16 protein-coding genes are annotated in these 19959 nt (G+C 67.7%); 9 read left to right on the top strand and 7 right to left on the bottom strand.

Annotation, left to right across the window (positions count from 1 at the left end; all coding sequences use genetic code 11):
• Positions 1 to 59: 59 nt before the first annotated feature.
• A complete protein-coding gene (locus EV645_RS22660; protein WP_130445960.1) occupies positions 60 to 869 on the top strand; it encodes an HAD family hydrolase in 810 nt (269 codons plus the stop codon).
• Positions 870 to 1140: 271 nt separating this feature from the next.
• On the opposite strand, the gene EV645_RS22655 is transcribed toward EV645_RS22660, so the two are convergent.
• On the bottom strand, positions 1141 to 1914 hold the full coding sequence (locus EV645_RS22655) for a Fic family protein (protein WP_130445959.1): 774 nt from the start codon (positions 1912 to 1914) through the stop codon (positions 1141 to 1143).
• 24 nt (positions 1915 to 1938) lie between these two features.
• Here EV645_RS22655 and EV645_RS22650 point away from each other — a divergent pair, with 24 nt between their 5' ends.
• From EV645_RS22650 to EV645_RS22635, 4 genes are all read left to right on the top strand, one after another.
• Positions 1939 to 4161 (top strand): bifunctional glycosyltransferase/CDP-glycerol:glycerophosphate glycerophosphotransferase, encoded by a 2223-nt coding sequence (locus EV645_RS22650; protein ID WP_130445958.1) that lies wholly within the window; start codon positions 1939 to 1941, stop codon positions 4159 to 4161.
• 129 nt (positions 4162 to 4290) lie between these two features.
• Complete coding sequence (gene argS / locus EV645_RS22645; RefSeq protein ID WP_130446521.1) at positions 4291 to 5961, top strand: arginine--tRNA ligase; 1671 nt, start codon at positions 4291 to 4293, stop codon at positions 5959 to 5961.
• Positions 5962 to 5977: 16 nt separating this feature from the next.
• Entirely contained in the window at positions 5978 to 7021 is a 1044-nt protein-coding gene (locus EV645_RS22640) for an alpha/beta hydrolase (protein ID WP_130445957.1), read from the top strand.
• A 45-nt stretch (positions 7022 to 7066) separates the two neighbouring features.
• Positions 7067 to 8038 carry a GNAT family N-acetyltransferase gene (locus EV645_RS22635; protein ID WP_130445956.1) on the top strand — a complete coding sequence of 324 codons (972 nt, stop codon included), beginning with the start codon at positions 7067 to 7069 and terminating at the stop codon, positions 8036 to 8038.
• Here EV645_RS22635 and EV645_RS22630 read toward each other — a convergent pair.
• On the bottom strand, positions 8013 to 9404 hold the full coding sequence (locus tag EV645_RS22630; protein WP_130445955.1) for an FAD-binding oxidoreductase: 1392 nt from the start codon (positions 9402 to 9404) through the stop codon (positions 8013 to 8015). The genes EV645_RS22635 and EV645_RS22630 overlap by 26 nt on opposite strands.
• A 154-nt stretch (positions 9405 to 9558) precedes the next feature.
• Between EV645_RS22630 and EV645_RS22625 the strand changes: the two genes are divergently transcribed.
• The gene (locus tag EV645_RS22625; protein WP_242000577.1) at positions 9559 to 10764 is read left to right on the top strand and encodes a DUF2786 domain-containing protein; all 1206 of its coding nucleotides are present in this window, start codon (positions 9559 to 9561) and stop codon (positions 10762 to 10764) included.
• Positions 10761 to 11279, top strand: coding sequence for a dTDP-4-dehydrorhamnose 3,5-epimerase family protein (locus tag EV645_RS22620; RefSeq protein WP_130445954.1), 519 nt, complete (start codon positions 10761 to 10763; stop codon positions 11277 to 11279). The genes EV645_RS22625 and EV645_RS22620 overlap by 4 nt, the downstream gene beginning before the upstream one ends.
• Here the strand turns inward: EV645_RS22620 and EV645_RS22615 are convergent.
• Positions 11239 to 11838 carry a TetR/AcrR family transcriptional regulator gene (locus EV645_RS22615; RefSeq protein WP_130445953.1) on the bottom strand — a complete coding sequence of 200 codons (600 nt, stop codon included), beginning with the start codon at positions 11836 to 11838 and terminating at the stop codon, positions 11239 to 11241. The genes EV645_RS22620 and EV645_RS22615 overlap by 41 nt on opposite strands.
• A gap of 124 nt (positions 11839 to 11962) precedes the next feature.
• Between EV645_RS22615 and EV645_RS22610 the strand changes: the two genes are divergently transcribed.
• Positions 11963 to 13456, top strand: coding sequence for an MFS transporter (locus EV645_RS22610; protein ID WP_130445952.1), 1494 nt, complete (start codon positions 11963 to 11965; stop codon positions 13454 to 13456).
• Here EV645_RS22610 and EV645_RS22605 read toward each other — a convergent pair.
• The 3 genes from EV645_RS22605 to EV645_RS22595 are packed head-to-tail and all read right to left on the bottom strand — an operon-like array spanning position 13420 to position 15660.
• Complete coding sequence (locus EV645_RS22605) at positions 13420 to 14166, bottom strand: SDR family NAD(P)-dependent oxidoreductase (RefSeq protein ID WP_130445951.1); 747 nt, start codon at positions 14164 to 14166, stop codon at positions 13420 to 13422. The genes EV645_RS22610 and EV645_RS22605 overlap by 37 nt on opposite strands.
• Positions 14159 to 15412, bottom strand: coding sequence for an AMP-binding protein (locus EV645_RS22600; RefSeq protein ID WP_242000576.1), 1254 nt, complete (start codon positions 15410 to 15412; stop codon positions 14159 to 14161). Before EV645_RS22600 ends, EV645_RS22605 begins: the two co-directional genes overlap by 8 nt.
• On the bottom strand, positions 15409 to 15660 hold the full coding sequence (locus EV645_RS22595; protein ID WP_130445950.1) for a phosphopantetheine-binding protein: 252 nt from the start codon (positions 15658 to 15660) through the stop codon (positions 15409 to 15411). The genes EV645_RS22600 and EV645_RS22595 overlap by 4 nt, the downstream gene beginning before the upstream one ends.
• A 173-nt stretch (positions 15661 to 15833) precedes the next feature.
• On the opposite strand from EV645_RS22595, the gene EV645_RS22590 reads away from it, so the two are divergent.
• Complete coding sequence (locus EV645_RS22590; RefSeq protein WP_198681785.1) at positions 15834 to 18137, top strand: hypothetical protein; 2304 nt, start codon at positions 15834 to 15836, stop codon at positions 18135 to 18137.
• Positions 18138 to 18319: 182 nt separating this feature from the next.
• Here EV645_RS22590 and EV645_RS22585 read toward each other — a convergent pair whose 3' ends face one another.
• Positions 18320 to 19897 (bottom strand): glycoside hydrolase family 10-like protein, encoded by a 1578-nt coding sequence (locus tag EV645_RS22585; RefSeq protein WP_130445949.1) that lies wholly within the window; start codon positions 19895 to 19897, stop codon positions 18320 to 18322.
• Between the last annotated feature and the right edge of the window lie 62 nt (positions 19898 to 19959).

Genomic DNA, 19959 nt, shown 5'->3' with positions numbered 1-19959 from the left:
CTAACGGGATACCGGCCCAGGCAAAAGCCCGGGTCCCTCGGCGTTTCTCCGAGCTGCCTATGCTCGGTCCCATGGCGCACCCCGGGATGGCTCGATCGGCGGCTTTCTTCGATCTGGACAAGACCATTCTGGCCCGCTCCAGCACGCTCGCGTTCTCCCGGCCGTTCTACGCCGGCGGGCTGATCAACCGCCGGACCGTGCTGCGGAGCGCGTACGCCCAGTTCGTCTACCTGCTCGGCGGCGCGGACCACGACCAGATGGAGCGGATGCGCGAGTACATCTCGGCGATGTGCACCGGCTGGGACGTCGCGACGGTCAAGGCGATCGTCGCCGACACCCTGGACCACATCGTCCGGCCGATGATCCACACCGAGGCGGTCGAGCTGATCGCGGAGCACCACGCGGCCGGCCGGGACGTGGTGATCGTGTCGTCGTCCGGCGCCGAGGTGGTCGAACCGATCGGCGCGATGCTCGGCGCCGACAAGGTGATCGCCACCCGGATGGTAGTTGCTGACGGCAAGTACACCGGCGAGATCGCCGACTATGCGTACGGTCCGAACAAGGTGACCGCGATCGAGGCGCTGGCCGCTGCCGAGGGTTACGACCTCCGAACCTCCTACGGTTACTCGGATTCGATCACCGACGAGCCCCTGCTGGCCGCGGTCGGGCACCCGTTCGCGGTCAACCCGGACAAGGCGTTGCGCCGCATCGCGGTCGAGCGCGGGTGGCCGGTGCTGGAGTTCGCCGAGCCCGTCGAACGCGCGGGTTTCCACGGCGTACGGCGACCCGCCGTAGCGGCCGGCGTGGTCGCGGCCGTTGCCGCCGGGGCACTGTTGCTGGCCTCCCGGAAGCGTTCGCGGAGTGCTTGAAAGCTGAAGATAGCTTCATTGTTCTCAACTCCATGAAGACACCGCATCCCCTTCCCAGAAAGGGGTTTCAGGAGTACAAAGGAACCACAAAGGACTTTCGGGTCCGGTAGAGATTGCACGGCAACCAGGCACCCACGCGGCGACCAGCCCATCCCAAACGGGCAGCTCGACCCAGGCCAGACCTGTGGCGGCAAACCGGTGCACGCATGGTAACCAGGATGTTGTGCCAGCGACGGCGTTCTCAATCTGAGGACGCCGTCCGCATGTGGGCTCAGGACACGAGCGGCGACAGCTCGGCACCTTTTGTCACGGCTTCACAGGACCGCAGCAACCAATCACGGACACCGGTCAATCCTTGCACTGCGTAGTCGGTCAGCCCGCTCGCATACGAAGCCTGCAACACATAGTGACCACCTTCGGGTACCGTGACCGCGACCGGGTCGATGCCTCTGGCAACCAATAAGCAGTGTTCGGCGGCCCGGGCAACCAGCCCGTTCGCGCTCGGGAACGGACGGAGGACGGCGATCTCGGCGTGCACGATCGCGGCCACGACCAGGCCGGGCGCCTTGGTCGGGCGGGTCAGGTTCTGCGCGAGAGCGCTCAACCGCTCCCACATCTCGTCCGCGCCCGGCGCCGGCGGCAGCCCCGGGATGTCGTCGGGCACCGGCTCCCGACTGGTCCGAAGATGACCCAACTGGTCCTCATCGCTCAGATCGGCCGCGGCCAACTGGTGCAGTCTGGTCCAGACCTGCACCGGCGCCTTGTCCAGCTGCGGCGCGAGCGCCATCAGTTCGCCGGTCAGCCGGACCGCGCCGGAGGCCAGTCCGTCGGCTGCGCCCCGGCGTACCTCGTCCGGCGTCGACGTACTGCCGGCCAGAGCGGCGGAGGCGTGGGCGCCGCGTAGCAGGGCCTCGGCGGTCATGTCCGAACCGACCCGGCGCAGCCCCCGGTCCCGGAGCAGCACGTCGACCGCATCCCGGGCCGCAGCCGCCGCCGACCCGACCCCCTCCAACCCGGCCAACGGCTCGAACACGTCAACACTCATGCCTGCACCCTAGGATGACTTCGTATGGCGCTCGGCACCGTCCCCAGGTTTAGCATCGTGGTCCCCTGCCATGCCTCGCGGGCATGGTTGCGGCCCTGCTTGGACTCTGTGCTGAGCCAGTCGTTCACCGATTTCGAGGTGATCGGGGTCGACGACGCGGACCCGGACGGCTCCGGCAGGATCCTGGACGAGTACGCCGCGGCCGACCCACGGGTCCGGGCGATGCACCTGGACGAGAACATCGGGCTCGGGCTGACCCGGAACGCCGGGCTGAAGGAGTGCCGCGGCGAGTACGTGCTGTTCCTGGACGCCGACGACAGCTACACGCCGGGTTCGCTGGAGGCGATCGCCGCCCGGATCGACAACACGAACCAGCCGGACATCGTGCTGTTCGGCTATGAGCGGATCTTCTGGGACGGCCGGGTGGTCGCCAGCCAGCGCCAGGAGGCGTTCGCGCGGGAGGGCGCCGGGGTGTTCACGGCGGCCGAGCGGCCGATCTTCCTGACCTTCCTCGAGGTGGTCTGGAACAAGGCGTACCGGCGGGAGTTCCTCAGCCGGCACAGCTTCGCGTTCACCTCCGGCTTCTACGAGGACGTGCCCTGGACGTACTCGACGATGCTGACTGCCGAGCGGATCGCCACCCTGGACCGGGTCGTCGTGCACTACCGGCAGCACCGGACCGGCGGCAACATCCACGCCACCAGCGGACGCCGGCAGTGGGACATCTTCGACCAGTACGACCGGGTGCACGCATTCATCCAGTCCGACCCGGAGCTGGCCGGCTGGCGCAGGTTCGTGTTCGACCGCTCGCTGGACCACATCGTCGCCGTACTCGCGAAGCCGGAGCGGATCGACACCGACGACCGGGCCGAGTTCTTCCACGCGGCGCACGCGTTCGCCAAACGCTGGAAGCCCGAGGGCTACACCACGGACCGGACGGCGCGCGGGTTCAAACGCTGGCTGCTGATCCACGACGACTACGCGACCTACTCGACGCTCAAGCTCAGCGCGCGGATGCTGCACGTGCACAGCCCGCGCAAGCGGGTCGGCCAAATGCTGCGCCGCGGCAAGCTCGACCCGAACCTGGCCGCGTACACGGCGTACTGGTTCAAGCAGTACGCCTGCAACCCGCGGGCGATCTACGAGAAGGCGGCCGAACTGGCGCCGCACATCCGCGGGGTCTGGGTGGTCGACAACGATCACCTGAGCGCGATCCCGGAGGGCATCGAGTACGTCGTCGCGAACTCCCCGGCGTACGAGAAGCTGCTCAGCAAGGCGACGTACTTCGTCAGCAACATGAACTGGCCGAAGGAGCTCGAGAAGCGCGAGGGCCAGATCCACCTGCAGACCCAGCACGGTACGCCGCTGAAGACGATGGGCACCGACCTGCGCAACTTCCCCCAGGCCGGGAAGGGCCTCGACCTCGAGGAGCTGATGCGCCAGGTCGACCGCTGGGACTACAACCTCTCCTCGAACCGGTACTCCTCGGAGATCTGGGAGCGCACCTATCCGGCGTACTTCGAGGAGCTCGAGTACGGCTACCCCCGCAACGACCGGCTGCTCACCGCGACCCTCGACGACGTCCGGGCGATCCGGACGAGCCTCGGGTACGACGACTCGCACCTGGTGATCCTGTACGCGCCGACGTTCCGCGACGGGGTCGACTCCGTCCGTCTGCCGACCGGGCTGATGGATCTCGGCGGCAGCGGTCTCCAGCTCGACCTGGACCAGCTGGCGAACGCCGCCGGCGACCATGGCCGGGTGATGGTCCGGACGCACTATTCGTTGTCCAAGGCACCGGAGTTGCATGACGGCAAGGTGATCGACGTGTCCCGGCACCCGCGGGTCGAGGACCTGATGCTGGCGGCCGACGTACTGATCTCGGACTACTCGTCGATCACCTTCGACTACGCGAACCTCGACCGGCCGATCATGCTGCACGTCGAGGACCAGGGCTTCTACAACGGCCGGCGTGGGACGTACTTCGACGTCGCCGACTTTCCGCCCGGCACGGTGGCTCGATCGTCCGACGAGCTGTTCGCCGCGTTGCGGAACGGCACGTTCGCCACGCCGGAGGCGGCGAAACACCGGCACCTGTACCGCGAGAAGTTCTGCGAGTTCGACGACGGGCAAGCCGCGGAGCGCGTCGTACGCCGGGTGTTCCTCGGCGAGACCGACGTACCGGCGATCGTGCCGTTGGCCGACCGGTCACCGGCACCGTCGGCGTACTTCGTGCATAATGGCTGACATGTCGATCAGCCTGAAGCCCATCCACGCCGCGCGCGTGAGCTTCAGCCTGCGACGACGACGCACTGTCTGAACACCCCAGCCTGTTCCAGTCGCGTCTCTTCGAAGGACCCTGTTATGTCCGCAGTTCTGCCTGTCCTTGCCACCAGACTGTCCGCTGCCGCCGAGGCCGCCTTCGGTACGCCGTACGACCCGGAGTTGCGGGCGGCGACCAAGCCCGAGTTCGGCCATTACCAGAGCAATCTGGCCTTGCGGATCGGTAATGCACTCAAGCAGTCTCCGCGGGAGGTTGCCGCGCGCCTTATCGAGAACCTGCAGGTCGACGACCTCTGTGAGAAGCCTTCGATCGCCGGTCCCGGTTTTATCAACCTGACGTTGCTGCCGTCGACCCTGGCCAAGGCCGTCAACGAGCCGGAATCCTTTACCAGGAAAGGCCAACGGGTCGTCGTCGACTACTCGCAGCCGAATGTCGCGAAGCAGATGCACGTCGGTCATCTTCGGTCGACGGTGATCGGCGACGCACTGTGCAACGTCCTGACGTACGTCGGATACGACGTGATCCGGCAGAACCACGTCGGCGACTGGGGAACGCAGTACGGGATGATGATCGAGCAGCTGCTCGAGGAGGACGGGACCGCGGAATCCCTTGATCTGGAGGGATTGCAGCATCTTTACGAGCGGAGCCGGAAACATTTCGATGCTGACGGCACCTTCGCCGACAAGGCCAGACTGCGGGTCGTCGAACTGCAGTCCGGCGATCCGGAGACGCTGGCCAGCTGGCAACACATGGTCGACGTCTCCCTCGACGACTTCGAGAAGGTCTACGCCCTGCTCGGCTCGAACCTCGCAAGACAAGACGTAGTCGGCGAAAGCGCCTACAACGACGACCTCCCACAGATCGTCGCCGAGCTCAACCACCAAGGCCTCCTGACGGAATCGGACGGCGCAATGTGCGCGTTCCTCCCCGGATTCCTCGGCCGCGACGGCAGTCCGCTCCCCGTCATCGTCCGGAAGTCCGACGGTGGATTCGGCTACAGCGCAACAGACCTGGCCGCGATCAGACACCGGATCACCACCCTGCACGCCGACCGGATCGTGTACGTCGTGGACCACCGGCAGGCGCTGCACTTCGACATGATCTTCACGCTTGCCCGGACGGCCGGCTGGCTGCCGGAGGCCGTGCCGGCCGAGCACGTGGAATTCGGCACCGTCCTCGGACCGAACGGCAAGCCCTTCAAAACAAGAGCCGGCGGCACGGTCAAGCTGGTTGAACTGCTCGACAGCGCAGTCGCCCGCGCCGACTCGCTACTGGAAGGCAGGGACGGCGTCGACCGGACAGCGACCGCACGGGCAGTCGGGATCGGTGCGGTCAAGTACGCCGACCTGTCGAGCGACCGGGGCAACGACTACGTGTTCGACCTGGACCGGATGGTCGCGATGACCGGGAACACCGGACCGTACCTCCAGTACGCGCACGCCCGGCTCACCAGACTCCTGTCCAAGGCCGAGGCGTCAACCGAGGTCGCTGAACTCAAGGACCCCGCCGAGCAGCGGCTTGCCCTCCTCCTGACCGGCTTCGCCGCCACCGTCGCACAGGTCGCCGAGACGCTCCAGCCGCACAGACTGTGCACCTATCTGTACGACGTAGCGTCCGCCCTCTCCACCTTCTACGAGCAGTGCCCGGTTCTCGGCAGCGAAGGCACGACCAGAGCAAGCCGGATCGCCCTCTGCACCGCAACCCGCACCGTGTTGCAGGATGGACTCGGCCTACTCGGTATCGAGGCCCCTGACGCGATGTGACTCACTGGAGGTACGGATGCTGCCGTGGTCGGCTGAACTCAACGGACGCCTGGACCAACTGACGTTCACGAGCGAACTGCTGCGCGGGAACCCGCTCGGCGATCCGCACGAGCGTCCGGTGCTGGTCTACCTGCCGCCGGGGTACGACGAGTCAGAGGACCGCTACCCGTCCATCTACGTGACGATGGGGTACACCGGCCACGTCGGGATGTGGTTCAACCGGACTCCGTTCCGCCAGCCGTACCCGGAGCTGCTGGACGCGATGTTCTCGGACGAGAGCGCGCCGCGCGCAGTAGTAGTGTTCGTCGACTCCTGGACGAAGTACGGCGGCAGCCAGTGCCTGGACTCGCCGGGCACAGGGCAGTACCAGTCGTACCTGTGCGACGAGATCGTGCCGTGGATCGACGCGACGTACCGGACCATCCCCGACCGCGACCACCGCGCTGTCACCGGCAAGTCGAGTGGTGGGTACACGGCGATGGTGATGCCGATGCTGCGGCCGGACGTATTCGGGGCGCTGGCTACCCACGCCGGTGACGCGCTCTTCGACGTCTGCTACCGGCCTGAGTTCCCAGAGCGTGCGCGGACGCTGCGGGACAAGTACGACGGCAGCTACGAGAAGTACTTCGAGGTGCTCGCGACCCGGACCGGCCGTACGACGAACGAGGACCTGCACCTGCTGGAGATGTACGGCTACGCGTCGGCGTACTCCGCTGAGCCCGACGGCACCGTACTGCTGCCGTTCGACGACCTGGGCTCGATCGTCCCGGAGGTCTGGGCGCGCTGGCTGTCGCGGGACCCGGTCGAGATGGTCAAAGAGCCGCAGTACGCCGACGCGCTGCGTTCGCTGCGTGCAGTGTGGATCGACGCGGGCAAGCAGGACGAGTACTACCTCGACCTGAGCGCGACCGCGTTCCACCGGGCCGCCCAGCAGGTCGGTCTGCCGGACGGACGGATGCACTTCGAGCTGTTCGAGGGCACCCACGGCGGGATCGAGTACCGCTATCCGATGGCGGTGCGATGGCTCGCCGAGCAACTGAGCTACTCGCCGAGCAACTGAGCTAATTGACGTGCCTCGACGGACCGGACGCCGTACCTTCGTGCCATGAGTTGGCCGGAGGGGATCGAGGCGCGCCCGATCGACAAGGGTGACGTGGAAGCGTGGGCCGAGCTGGTGGCCGCCAAGGAGGAGGTCGACCAGGACGGCGAGAACTACAGCGCCGAGGACCTGGCCGAGCAGCTGGAGCACCCGCACCTCGACCTGGCCCGGGACACCATCGGCCTGTGGTCCGGCGACCGGATGATCGGCTACGGCATCACGCACGTGAAGTCCGCCGTGGTGGACGTGGACCGGGTCAACACCGAGGGCGCCATCCATCCGGAGTGGCGCCGGCAGGGCCTCGGCACGACGCTGATGCGCTGGCTGATCCAGCGCGCCGGCGAACTCCACACAGCCAAGCACCCAGAGGCACCCGGTCTGGTCGGAGTCGGCGCGAACAGCACCAACGCCGGCGCGGACGCCTTGCTGCGCACCCTCGGCTTCGAGGAGGAGCGCTACTTCTTCGACATGCGCCGGCCGCTCGACCTGCCGGTCCCGGACGCGCCGGTCGCCGACGGGCTCAAGCTCAGGTCGTACGACACGTCGTACGAGGAAGCGTTGCGACTGGCCCACTTCGAGGCCTTCTCCGACCACTGGGGCTGGTCGCCGCCTACCACTGAGGGCTGGCGCGCCCGGAACGTCGGATCACGCGCGTTCCGCGGTCAGCAGTCGTACTACGTGCTGGACGGCGACACCATCGCGGCGTACGTCAACGGCTACGAGTGGGACGCCGACACCGAGGCGACAGGGGTCCGGGAGCTCTACATCGGCCAGGTCGGCACCCGGCGTGCGTACCGCGGGCGCGGTCTGGCCCGTGCGGCCCTGGCGAAGGTTCTCGCCAAGGCCGCAGAGGCCGGTTACCAGCGGGCCGCGCTCGGCGTCGACGCCGACAACCCGACCGGAGCCCTCGGTCTGTACGAGGGCCTCGGCTTCGTCACTCACCAGAAGTTCATCAGCTACCAATTGCCGCTGGGTTGATGTTCTGGTTCCGGTGGAACACGTTGTCCGGGTCGTACTTCCGCTTCAGCTCCACCAGCCGTTCGTACTTGTCGCCGTACGACGCCCGGATCCGCGCCGCGTCGGGCTCGGCCATACCGTTCACGTAGCTGCCGATGTTGATCGCATACGGCTGGATGGCGTCCCAGAGGGTCCGCACCCAGGCGCGCTCGGCCCCCAGGGCCTCGGGGACCGGAGTGGTCGCGATGACGAACATCGCGTAGCGCTCGCTCCGTTGCCCGCCGAACGAGGTGGCGTCGTCGTCGGTCTCGAGATAGCCCTCGTCGAGGTGGTAGATCATCGCGGCCGACATCGGCGACGTCTTGTGCACCTGCTGTGAGGTGTACACGTCGATCGCCTCGTCGGACAGCGTCTCGAGGTATGCGCCCTTCTCGTAGTGGTACATGCCCGGGCCGTTCGCCTCGTCGAGCAGCTGCTGTACGGCGACGTACGGCATCGGCGTGACCACCTGGAACAGCGGCGGCAGCGTCTCCTGCAGCCGGGCCACCGCCTCGGCGTGCTGCTCGGGCGAACCGAACCCGACCACCACCAGGGCGAAACCTGGCCTGAAGCGGTGCTCCTCCGGGACGAACGGCGCCGGCGGCGCGTTCAAGGCCGCGATCACCACGTTGACCTCACGCGGCAGCGTCGGAATCACCTCGCGGGCCGCCCTGAGCAGCTCCGCACCCTGGTCCTGCCCCCAGAACGCCAGGCCGAAGTTCACGATCGGCCCAACCTGGTGCAGCCGGAACTCGAACTCGGTGACCACACCGAAGTTGCCGCCGCCACCGCGTACGGCCCAGAACAGGTCGGCGTTCTCGTCCTCCGCGGCACGCACGATGCTGCCGTCCGCAGTGACCAGCTGGACCGACTCCAGGTTGTCGATGGTGAGCCCGTGCATCCGGGTCAGCCAACCCATGCCGCCGCCGAGCGTCAGCCCGCCGACGCCGGTGTGGCCGATCAGCCCGGCAGGTACGGCGAGGCCGTGCTCCTGCGTGGCGGCGTCGAGATCCCGCAGCAGCGCACCGCCGCCGACGCGAGCACGCCGGGCCTCGGGATCGACCGTGACCTGGTTGAGTCGGCTCAGCTCGATCATGAGTCCGCCGTCCACCGACGACAGCCCGGCGATGCTGTGGCCACCGCCGCGTACGGCGATCTCCAGCCCCTCAGCCACGGCGTACCGGACGGCTGCCTGCACGTCCTCGGCCGAATGAACCTGGGCGATCACCGCCGGCTCCCGGACGTGTTCTGCGTTCCACAGCCGGCGCGCAGTGTCGTAGCCGTCGTCTTCCGGTGCGAACACGGCTCCGCTCACGGCCGCGCGCAGTTCCCCCACAGTCTGCGTCATTACTGTCCCCTCCCCGATGTACTGCCGCCAGGCTAGGTGCCCGGCTCCGCTGCGTCAGCGTCCTTTCGGGCAGCCTGCAGAGTGACTGGGGTTATCCACAAGGGAACGGATTCCCGTTTGGGCAGGAACTTCGGTGGGTGTCAGACTCAACGGCGTGAGTGACGAGGAAATCCTGCGATTGTTACCGATCACGGCCGCAGTCGTGGCGGTGCGCGACGATCGCGCCGACGAACACCTGGCCCGCCTGGGCGCGTACGACGAGCGCGACCAGGCGCAGGTGGACCGTTGCGTGCAGTCCTTCCTCACCGGGCTCCTCCGCACCACCTGGGAGCGCGGCTGGGCGCCGGCCGATGTCGTCCAGCACGGCCGCCGCAGTCTGGACCCAGGCGTCGAGCCGCTGCTGCTGGCCGCGATAGCCGCCGAACACGTGGGCTACAAGGCCGCGACGATCGACTCACGCTGGCTTGAACAACTGACTGACCTCGGCGTGCCGCAGCCCTTCACCGCACTGAGCCTGACCGCGTGGGCGGCCGGTGCCCGCGTCGGCCGCTACCTCACTTTGCACCACGCGCTGTCCCTGGCCGGTTTCCTCCAAACACTCCCGGTGCTGGCTCGGATCTTTCCCCTGCCTGGCACGACGGTGCTCCAGGCGCACCACGTCGTGCCGGCGAACGGGAAGATGCTGGCCCGGATTCGCGCGCTGCTCGCCAAGGCTGAGGCGACCGAGTTTCCGGATGAGGCGGAGGCGCTGTCCGGGAAGGCGCAGGAGCTGATGGCCAAGTTCTCGCTGGACAGCGCGCTGGTCGAGGCGGACGTGGAGATCCCGGACGACTCGGCTGCGCGGCGGCTGTGGGTCGAGACGCCGTATGTGTCCGCCAAGGCTCAGCTGGTCGGCGCGGTCGCCGCGGCGAACCGGTGCCGGACGGTCGTGATCGACGACCTGGCCGTCGTCACCATCGTCGGCGCCGAGGTGGATCTGCAGCACACCGAGATCCTCAGCACCTCCCTGCTGGTGCAGGCGAATCGCGCGATGATTGCTGCTGGCAAGCACATCGGCCATCGGGGTGAGTCCAGGACGCGGTCGTTCCGGCAGTCGTTCCTGATGGCGTATGCGTTGCGGATCGGCGAGCGGTTGGAGCAGACCGCCGCCGCGACCCAGGCCGCCGTGCCGGAAGCCGATGCAGGTCGGCTGCTGCCGGTGCTGGCCAAGCGGGAGGAGCAGGTGGACGCGTTGTTCGCGCAACTGTTCCCGAACACGACGACCCGCCGGACGCGCATCACCAACGGCGCCGGCTGGCACGCGGGCCTGACCGCCGCCGACCAGGCCCAGCTCGATGCCCGCCGGCAGGTGCGCCGGTGAAGGTCGAGGAGACCACGATCCCCGGAGTACTGCGGATCGCGCTGGATGTGAAGCCCAACGACGACGGGTGGTTCAAGGAGAACTTCCACCGCGAGAAGCTGGCCGGGCTCGGGATGGACGTCGTACAGCACAACGTCGCGTACTTCGCCGAAGCCGGGATCGTCCGCGGTATCCATGCCGAGCCGTGGGACAAGTACATGTCGCCTTCGTCGGGCCGGGTGTTCGCGGCGATCGTCGACCTGCGGGACAACGAGACCTTCGGCCGGGTGGAGACGTTCGAGCTCGGTCCCGAGCAGGCGTTGTATGTGCCGCGTGACGTCGGGAATTCGTTCTGCACGGTGACGCCGCACACGACGTACAACTTCCTGGTGAATGAGCACTGGTCGCCGGAGCGAGTCGCCGTGGATCTCTTCGATCCGGAGCTGGGGATCGAGTGGCCGGTCCAGGAGCTCAGCTACACCGAGCGGGACGCGGCTAACCCTTCGCTGGCGCGGCTGCGGGAGCAGCGGGCCTGAGCCCACACAGCACGATGTCGAGCAGGCGGTTGGCCTGCTCGGGCTCGATGTCGCGGCCCATGTTGATGCCGCCGACCAGCCGCATCACGTCCGCCAATTCGAGCTCCGACCGCACCTCGCCGGCCGCTTTCGCCTTGTCCAGCAGGAGATTGCCAGCATCCTGCACGTTCATCTTGCAGGCCTTGAAGAACGGCGAGTCTTTGCCTAGGGCAACCGTAAGCTCACTGGCCAGGGTGCCCTTGGACAGGCCGTACCCGAGGAAGCTGCGCAGCCACGCGGCCAGCGCGTCGAACGGCTCCAACTCACGGTCGAAGTCGTACGCCCGGTCGCAGACGGACTGGATCTCCTCGACGTAGACCGCCTCGAGCAGCGCGGTCCGGCTCGGGAACCGGCGGTACAGAGTGCCGATGCCGACTCCGGCGCGGCGGGCGATCTCCTCCAGCGAGGTGTCGGTGCCGTGCTCGGCGAAGGTCTCCCGGGCGGCGGTCACCAGGCGGTCGTAATTCCGGGCCGCGTCCGCGCGGGTCGGCCGCGCACACGGCAACGGTTGCGGCGCCATCCAACCTCCTCGCACAGGTCCGCACAGAATATCCCTTGCAAAGCGGAGGATGCCTCCGTATCGTATCCGGAGGAGCGCTCCGCTTTCCTCTCACAACTGTAACCCCTCCGGGGTAAGGAGCAATATGTCGGCAACAGCCGCGGCGCCGGCCGGCGCCAGATCCGGCACGCCCGCTCGGCGGCCGGGGGTAGTTCTCGCAGTCATCCTGGTCACCCAGCTGATGGTGATCCTCGACGGCACCGTGGTGAACATCGCGATGCCGCACATCCAGCAGGCCCTGCACTTCAGCCCGTCCAGCCTGTCGTGGGTGCAGAACGCCTACGCACTCGCGTTCGGCGGTCTCCTGCTGCTCGGCGCCCGCGCCGGTGACCTGCTCGGCCGTCGCCGGGTGTTCATGACCGGTATCAGTGTCTTCACGCTCGCCTCGCTGCTCGGCGGTCTCGCGCCGAACGCGGAGCTGCTGCTCGCCGCCCGCGTGCTGCAGGGCATCGGTGGCGCCATCGCCGCTCCGGCCGCGCTGACGCTGCTCATGCTCACGTACCGCGAAGGTCCCGAGCGGATGAAGGCGCTCGGCTACTACAGCCTCGTCTCGTCCGGTGGCGGCAGCGTCGGCCTGGTCCTCGGGGGCATGCTGACCGAGTGGGCGTCCTGGCGCTGGGGCCTGTTCGTCAACGTCCCGATCGGCATCGCGCTCGTCTTCGCCGCGCGACGCGTGCTGACCGAGACCGAGCCTGAGACCGGTCGGTTCGACGTGGCCGGTGCGCTCACGTCGACGCTCGGCATCACCTCACTCGTGTACGGCTTCATCCGGGTCGCCGAGGCCGGCTGGACGTCGGCCGAGGTGCTGGCCTCCTTCGCGGTCGGCGTGGTGCTGCTGGTCTCGTTCGTACTGATCGAGCGCCGGGTCAGTCACCCGATCGTGCCGTTGCGGCTGTTCAAGTCTGCCGCCCGGTCGACGTCGTACCTGACGATGCTGCTCGTCGTCGGGACGATGTTCGGGATGTTCTTCTTCCTGACCCAGTACCTGCAGGGCGTGCTCGAGCTGAGCCCGCTGGCTGCCGGCCTGGCCTTCTTGCCGATGACCGGTCTGCTGTTCACCGCGTCGCGCGTCGTACCGCGGCTGGTCGCCCGGATCGACGGTGCGAAGCTGATGCTGACCGGATCGACGTTGGTCGCACTCGGCACAGTGTGGCTGACCCGGCTGGACGCGCACAGCACCTACCTGCACGACGTGGTCGGTCCACTGCTGCTGTTCGGCGGTGGCGCCGGGATGATCTTCATCCCGCTGGTCGGCCGGGCCATCTCCGGTGTCGCACCGGAGGACTCGGGCGCTGCGTCCGGCATGCTGAACGTGGTCCAGCAGGTCGGCGGCGCACTCGGCCTCGGCATCCTGGTCACGATCTTCGGTACGGCGAGCCGCAACTCGACCTCGGTCGTCCCGCGGGAGGTCCTGGTCGACGGCGTCCACGCAGCCTTCATCGGCTCGCTGGTGTACGCCGGGCTGAGCCTGGCCATGATCGTGATCAGCGTCCGCCCGTGGAACTGGTTCCGCACCGAACCGGAGCCGGTCGAGAGCCTGACTCAGATCGAGGCGGCGCCGTCCACGACCAGCACCTGACCGTTGATGTTCGTGTTCTCCAGCAGGAGCATGCGGACCACCGGCAGCACGTCCTCCGGCTCGGTCAGGTGACCGGTCGGCGTACGGCGGACGATCTGGTCGAGCTGGGTCTGACCTAGGACCGCGGACATCTCCGAGGCGAAGAAGCCCGGCGCGACCGAGTTGGCGAGGATGCGGCCACCGAGCTCACGAGCGAGTGAGCGGGTGGCCGCGTCCATGCCGCCCTTGGTGGCCGAGTACGCCACGAGGCCGGGATAGCCGCGTTGCGCGCAGATCGAGGTGATGTTGACGATCCGGCCCTTCAGGCCCTTCGCCAGCATCCGGCGCAGGACGAAACGGGTCAGGATCAACGGCGACGTCAAGTTGGTCCGGATGATCTCGGACAGGTGATCGGCCGAGGTGTGGACGTGCAACGAGTCCTGGCCGATCGCCGCATTGTTGACCAAGGCATCGATCGGCCCGAGGACCTGCTCGACCTGCTTGACGAAGGCCTGACCGGCTTCGGCGTCATTGATGTCGACCGAGCCGAAGTGCAGGTGGTCCGGGTACTTCTCGCTCAGCGCTGCCAGCTCGGGCGTGACGGTCCGGGCGAACGCGGCGACCTTCAGCCCGGCCGCGAGCAGGTCGGTGACGATCGCCAGGCCGAGGCCCCGCGAGCCGCCCGACACCAGCACGACCGAGGCCGGCGGGACAAGACTGACTTCAGACATCACTCTTCAGGGTTTCCTTCTGCGGAATCTCGTCGAGGAACTTGATCCTCCGGGGTACGCCGTAGTCGGGCAGCCGGGTCGAGCACCACTGCACCAGGTCGGCGTCCGTGATCGGGCCGAGCGAACGGTTCGGGACGACCTCGGCCGCGACCATCCGGCCGACCAACGGTGCCTTGCGCGCGAACACCCGCGCCCACGAGACACCCGGATGGCCCATCAGCACGTTGCGGACCACGCCCGCCGACACCTTCGATCCGCCGACATTGATCTCGTCGGTGTCCAGGCGCCCGGTGATCAGCACGCGGTCGCCGTCGTACTCGATCCGGTCGCCGGTGTGTACGGCGCCGACCAGGCCCGCGCCGTGATGCGGCGAGCGGATCACCAGCTCGTCGCCCTGGACAGTCAGCATCGGACGCTCCGGATCGGGCTCGCGGTCCAGCCAGGACTTGGGGAACCCGGCCTTGCCGTCGTGCACCACGATCGAGGCGCCGACCTCTGAGGACGCGTAGATCCAGGAGATCCGGGCCTTCGGGAAGATCTCGCGCAGCTGGTCGAGGATCGCCTGGTCGACCGGTTCGCCGCCGAGCGTGATCTGCTCCAGCGGTACGGCGGCGAGCGCGTCGGCGTCGCGGTAGATGGCCTGCCGCCAGAACGTCGGCGTACCCGAGGCGGCAGTGACGCCGTGCTCGGCCGCGATCGCCGGCCACTCCTCGAGCTCGCTGGGCTCGATCACGACCAGGCCCTGGTCGGCCTGGGTCAGCGAGAGCGTGACGACCTGCCACCAGGCGTACGTCCCGGGCGAGTACGGCAGCAGCCACGTGCGCGGGGGTTGGTCCCCGGTGACCGTGGTCAGGGATTCGAGGGTGTGGCCGATGCGCTTCGGGCGGCCGGTCGAACCGGACGTGAGCAGCCAAGCGCGGCCAGACTCCTCGACGCGCTTCAGCTTCGCCGGCGTGACTTCCCCATTGGGCAGGACGATCGCGAATCCGGACTCGCCCAGCTCCTCCCGCATCCGCATGTCCACCCGGGACTCAGTGGCGACCAGCAGCTCTGTGCCGTGGACCGCGTGGTGGCGAAGCGCGGCGAGCGCGTCGGCGCCGCTGTCGACCAGGACTGCTGCGGGCGACGGCAGTTGCGGCAGCTTGTGCAGCGTCCGCCAGGTCAGGCGCTTACCGGCGACGACGACAGTGTTGTCGTCACCGATCAGGGCGGTGGTCCGGCGGCGGCTGGTCACGGCGGCCGTCACGCAGACTGAAGGTGCTCGATGAAGTCCAGTACGTCGCCGACCGTCGCGATCCGGCGCAGCCCAGGGGCATCGAAGTTCAGCTCGTCGCCGAGCTCGTCCTCCACCCGGAGGGCCAGCTCGGAGAAGTCCAGCGACCGGAACCCGATCTCGCGGAGGTCCGCTGTGTCGTCGGTCGGCAATGACCGGCCCTGAGCCGTCATCACCTCACCCATCATCTCCCTGACCCGACCCCGCGCCACCGAACTCATAGTCCCGAAGCCTAGCGGGTCACCATCGACCACCCAGGCTGTCAACCGTTTGACCATCGGGACCTCCCGGCGACTGACGGGTCTGGGAGGTTACTGAGTGTAAATGCGAACTTCACGGTGGTAAACGGCTCACCGGCCACGAACGCGACTCGTCGGACTCATACACTTGCGCGATGATCAGAGCGGGCAGGCGCCGTGCCGCAGGACGCGGCAAGCGGATCGCGGCCTTGGCGAGCCTGCCCGTCCTGCCGCTGGCCTGGTTCGTGGCGCTGCAGGAACATCCGCCCTGGATGCCCGCGGCGTACCTCGGTTATCTGCTGGTCGTGATCGTCGTACCGGGCACGATGTTCTGGCGCCGGCTGACCGGCGGCGTCGGGTGGTTCTCGGCCGACATCGTCCTCGGTACTGCGTTCGGCATGGCCGTCGAGGCGCTGCTCTATCCGATCGGCATGCTGTTCAAGATGCCGTTCGCGGCGTTGCTGATGCCGGCGCTGGCGCTCGGGGTGTGGCGGGCGTTGCCGCGACGCAAGCTGCCCGAACGGCCGACGCCGTGGTGGTCGATCGCCGGTGCGATGGTCGCGGTCGGGGTCGCGGCCGCGTGGTTCGTACGCGTCGGCTCGCGGCTCGTTCCGCTCGACGGGTCGGAGGCGCTGCGGCCGAACTCGGACGCACCGCACAACCTCGCGCTGGCGGGTGAAGTGACGCACCACTTCCCGCCGCGGGTTCCGTACGCCGATGGCGGGTGGTTGACGAGCCACTGGACGGCGTACGACCACATCGCCTCCGTCCACTGGATCACGAGTGTGCCGCTCGACGTGCTGACGCACCGGATGGTGCCGTTCGCTTGGATCCTGCTGACGGTGCTGGGTGCGGCCGCGGTCGGGATGATGCTGACTGGTCGTGCTGTGGCCGCACCGATCGCTGCGGGGCTCGTCGTGGCCGGAGGCGATCTGGTTGCTTGGCCGTGGGCGGTGTCCGACCGCGTGTTCGCGGACGGGCCGTTTTCCCTTGGACAGCTGACCAATCCGCCGCAGGCGTTCTCCACAGTGTTGCTGCTGCCGCTGATCGCGGTCACTGCGTTGCTTCTGCGGCGCCAGTCGCCCAAGACGCGCGGTGAGTTGTTTCGGCTCTACGTCGCGGCCGGTGTGCTCATTGCCGCGCTGGCATTGACGAAAGCGACCGCACTGCCTGTCTACGCGACCGGTCTGGCTGTTGCGTGGATCTATCTGACGGTCCGGGCCGGTCGGCTCAATCTGCGCGCTCTCGTGCTCGGCGCGGGCGTCGCTGCGGCGTACGCCTTGACGTTCTTCTTCGTACTGCGTGGTGCGGCGTCGAGTGTGCGGTTCGATCCGGGGGCGACCTTCGACAGCCTGGCGGATCGGATGGGCGGTGGCTCCGCGGTCCCGGTGATCGCTGCGGTGGTGGTGGTCGGGTGGGTCATGCCGGTGGTCGGTGCGTTGCTGATCAGGCGGCGGTTGGCACGCGACCCGATGGTGGTCTTCCTGCTGGCCGGATTCGTTGCGGCGGTGCTGGGTGCGTCGCTGTTGGCGGATCGTGGCGAGACGCAGCTGTTCTTCGTGCGGACCGGATTCATGTTCGGCGTACTGCTTGCGACGTGGGGGCTTGGGTCGCTGGAGCGGCGTCAGTACTGGATCGCGGCCGTTGCACTCGCGATCGGTGTCGCTGCCATCTACTGGGGTCGCTACCGCTCGGACAAGTCGTGTACGTCGAGCAACTGCTTCGGCCAGGGCCTCGTTGTCGCACTGGTGATCGCTGCGATCGGCATCGGCGTATTCGGGCTGGTGCTGCGCGGCTCCCGGCGTACCTGGGCTGTCATCGCGGTGGCAGTGCTGGTGGGTACGACGGTGTCGCCGACGATCGCGTCCGTACGTAAGTTCGCCAGCCCGCCGTTGACGTCGTACGAGTCGATCGCGCCGGGCGGGATCGAGGCCGCGCGATTTATCCGGCGCAACTCCGGGTCGGACGACCGGATCGCCACCAACGTGCACTGCCACCAGGCGCGGGCATCGCACTGCCAGACCGGTTCGTACTGGATCGCCGGGTACGCCGAGCGGCGCGTGCTGGTCGAGGGGTGGGCGTACCAGACCCGCGTCGACGACACGTATCCCGCCGGCGTGCAGGGGCCGTACTCGGACCAGGAGCAGCTGCAGATCAACGACGAGGTGTTCAGCAACCCCACCCGCCAACTGATCGAGACGCTACGCACGAAGTACGACGTGCAGTGGCTGCTACTCGACGAACGAGTCAGCGCACCCCCGAAGAACCTCGACAAGCTAACCGAACTCAGGTTCCAGCTGGGCACCGTCCGCGTCTACCAGATCTACCCCCCACCCCCAGAAACCCCTTTCCCCACCAGAACCCCATCACCAACCGGCACACCCACGCAGACACCGAGCTTCCCCACCGGCCCACTCCCGACGCAGCAAACAACCACGCCGGGCCTCCAGAGCCCCTGATCCTGGATCCGTCGAACGGTCCGGCGTCACGCACCGGACAGCCCGACCCCCGGCAATCTGGCTGGGGTCATCCATCGGTGCTGGGGGTTCTCTGGTGGTGTGCGCCGGGAGAACCCCCAAGACGAGTGGATAACCCCTGAAAAAGAAGCTCGGCAGCCGGCGAACACTACCGCTAGCAGACCTCAGCGGAGCGAGACCGTGGGGATGGCGAGGCTTTGGTTGGCTAGGCGGTCCAGGGCTGTGACTGTGTACAGGTAGGGCTTGCCGGGGGTGCCTGTGGGGTCGGTGTAGGACTGGGTGGGGCCGGTGGCGCGGATGGTGGCGATTAGGTTGCGGGCGTCGTTGTCGGGGCAGTGGTCGGTGCCCAGGAGGTCGCGGCGGTAGATGGCGTACGACGTGGTGTCATTCGACGTGCGGGACCACTTGAGCTGTACGCCGTTCGCAGTGCGCGAGGCGTGGACCGCGTGTGCGGGAAGCGGCGGGCGTGAGTCGAGTGCGGGCATCGCGGGGATCAGCGCCGGCTTGGTGTACCACGTGTTGTTGAGCAGCGTGGTCGCGCCGAGTCGATCCGCGCGGACGTCCTTCGCGGAGAAGTAGATGTTGCCCTTCACCTCGGGGATCGCGCTGTCGAACGCCAGGTGGTCGCTCAACTCCTGCGGGTCCGACCAGTCCGGCGACTGCGTCGACGTACCGACCTTGTACGTCGCCTCGCCGATGTAGAGGTGGACGTGCGTACCGCGGACCTGGTCGGCCCACCACGGGACGATCTTGTTGTAGTCGGCCGGTGCGAACCCGCCGGCCCAGTAGACCTGCGGGACGATGTAGTCGATCCACTCCTCGCGGACCCACTTGCGGGTGTCCGCCGCGAGGTCGTCGTACGTCTGCACGCCGGCCGTGGTGTCGGTGCCCTCCGGGTCGGTCGCCTTGTTCCGCCAGACCGCGAACGGCGAGATGCCGAACTTGATCCACGGCTTGATCGCGTGCATCTTCTCGGTCAGCTCGTGGATCAGCAGGTCGATGTTGTGCCGCCGCCAGGCCTGCAGGTCGGTGTAGCCGTCGGCGTACTGCGCGAAGGTCGCGGCGTCGTCGAACGTCTGGCCGGCCACCGGGTACGGGTAGAAGTAGTCGTCGAAGTGCACGCCGTCGATGTCGTACCGCGAGACCGCGTCCATGATCGCGTCCTCGACGAGCTTGCGAGCGGCCGGGATGCCGGGGTTGTAGTAGAGCTTCCCGCCGTACGTGACGACCCAGTCCGGGTGCAGCCGCGCCGGGTGCGTCGGGATGAGCGCATTGATGTCCGTGCCCATCGAGAGCCGGTACGGGTTGAACCACGCGTGCAGCTCGAGGTTCCGCTTGTGCGCCTCGGCGACCACGAACGCCAGCGGGTCGTAGCCGGGGTCGCCGCCCTGGGTTCCGGTCAGGTACTGCGACCAGGGCTCGACCTTCGACGGCCAGAACGCGTCCGCGGTCGGGCGGACCTGCAGGATGACAGCGTTGTGGTGCTGCCGTACTGCGTCGTCGAGCCAGCCGATCAGCTCGGCCTGCTGCTGCGCGGCGCTCAGCCCGGTCTTCGACGGCCAGTCGATGTTCACCACCGTCGAGATCCAGCTCGCCCGGAACTGCCGCAGCGGAGTGGTCGCGCTGGGCGCACACTTCTGCTGGTCCGCGGGCGTCTGCGCGGCGGACGCCGTACCGGTCAGCCCACTCAGCAACAGCCCTGCGGTCACGCCCAAGACACCCATCGCTCGCCAGACTCTCATGTCACTCTCCGACCGTCGATCAAGCTGAAGTCGAAAGATGTTTACACATCAAGGCGCTTGAA

Origin of the sequence: Kribbella rubisoli, assembly GCF_004217145.1 — a bacterium.
GTDB classification, from domain to species: Bacteria; Actinomycetota; Actinomycetes; order Propionibacteriales; family Kribbellaceae; genus Kribbella; species Kribbella rubisoli.
Note: the sequence above shows the minus strand (reverse complement) of the source record. Positions and strands in the feature narration are given on the sequence as shown.

Excerpts from the sequence above, each read along its gene's own strand:
- EV645_RS22590 (WP_198681785.1), top strand. The coding sequence starts at position 15,834 with ATGATCAGAGCGGGCAGGCGCCGTGCCGCAGGACGCGGCAAGCGGATC.
- EV645_RS22595 (WP_130445950.1), bottom strand. The coding sequence starts at position 15,660 with ATGAGTTCGGTGGCGCGGGGTCGGGTCAGGGAGATGATGGGTGAGGTG.
- EV645_RS22655 (WP_130445959.1), bottom strand. The coding sequence starts at position 1,914 with ATGAGTGTTGACGTGTTCGAGCCGTTGGCCGGGTTGGAGGGGGTCGGG.
- EV645_RS22630 (WP_130445955.1), bottom strand. The coding sequence starts at position 9,404 with ATGACGCAGACTGTGGGGGAACTGCGCGCGGCCGTGAGCGGAGCCGTG.
- EV645_RS22585 (WP_130445949.1), bottom strand. The coding sequence starts at position 19,897 with ATGAGAGTCTGGCGAGCGATGGGTGTCTTGGGCGTGACCGCAGGGCTG.
- EV645_RS22650 (WP_130445958.1), top strand. The coding sequence starts at position 1,939 with ATGGCGCTCGGCACCGTCCCCAGGTTTAGCATCGTGGTCCCCTGCCAT.
- EV645_RS22615 (WP_130445953.1), bottom strand. The coding sequence starts at position 11,838 with ATGGCGCCGCAACCGTTGCCGTGTGCGCGGCCGACCCGCGCGGACGCG.
- EV645_RS22660 (WP_130445960.1), top strand. The coding sequence starts at position 60 with ATGCTCGGTCCCATGGCGCACCCCGGGATGGCTCGATCGGCGGCTTTC.
- EV645_RS22635 (WP_130445956.1), top strand. The coding sequence starts at position 7,067 with ATGAGTTGGCCGGAGGGGATCGAGGCGCGCCCGATCGACAAGGGTGAC.
- EV645_RS22640 (WP_130445957.1), top strand. The coding sequence starts at position 5,978 with ATGCTGCCGTGGTCGGCTGAACTCAACGGACGCCTGGACCAACTGACG.
- EV645_RS22610 (WP_130445952.1), top strand. The coding sequence starts at position 11,963 with ATGTCGGCAACAGCCGCGGCGCCGGCCGGCGCCAGATCCGGCACGCCC.
- EV645_RS22605 (WP_130445951.1), bottom strand. The coding sequence starts at position 14,166 with ATGTCTGAAGTCAGTCTTGTCCCGCCGGCCTCGGTCGTGCTGGTGTCG.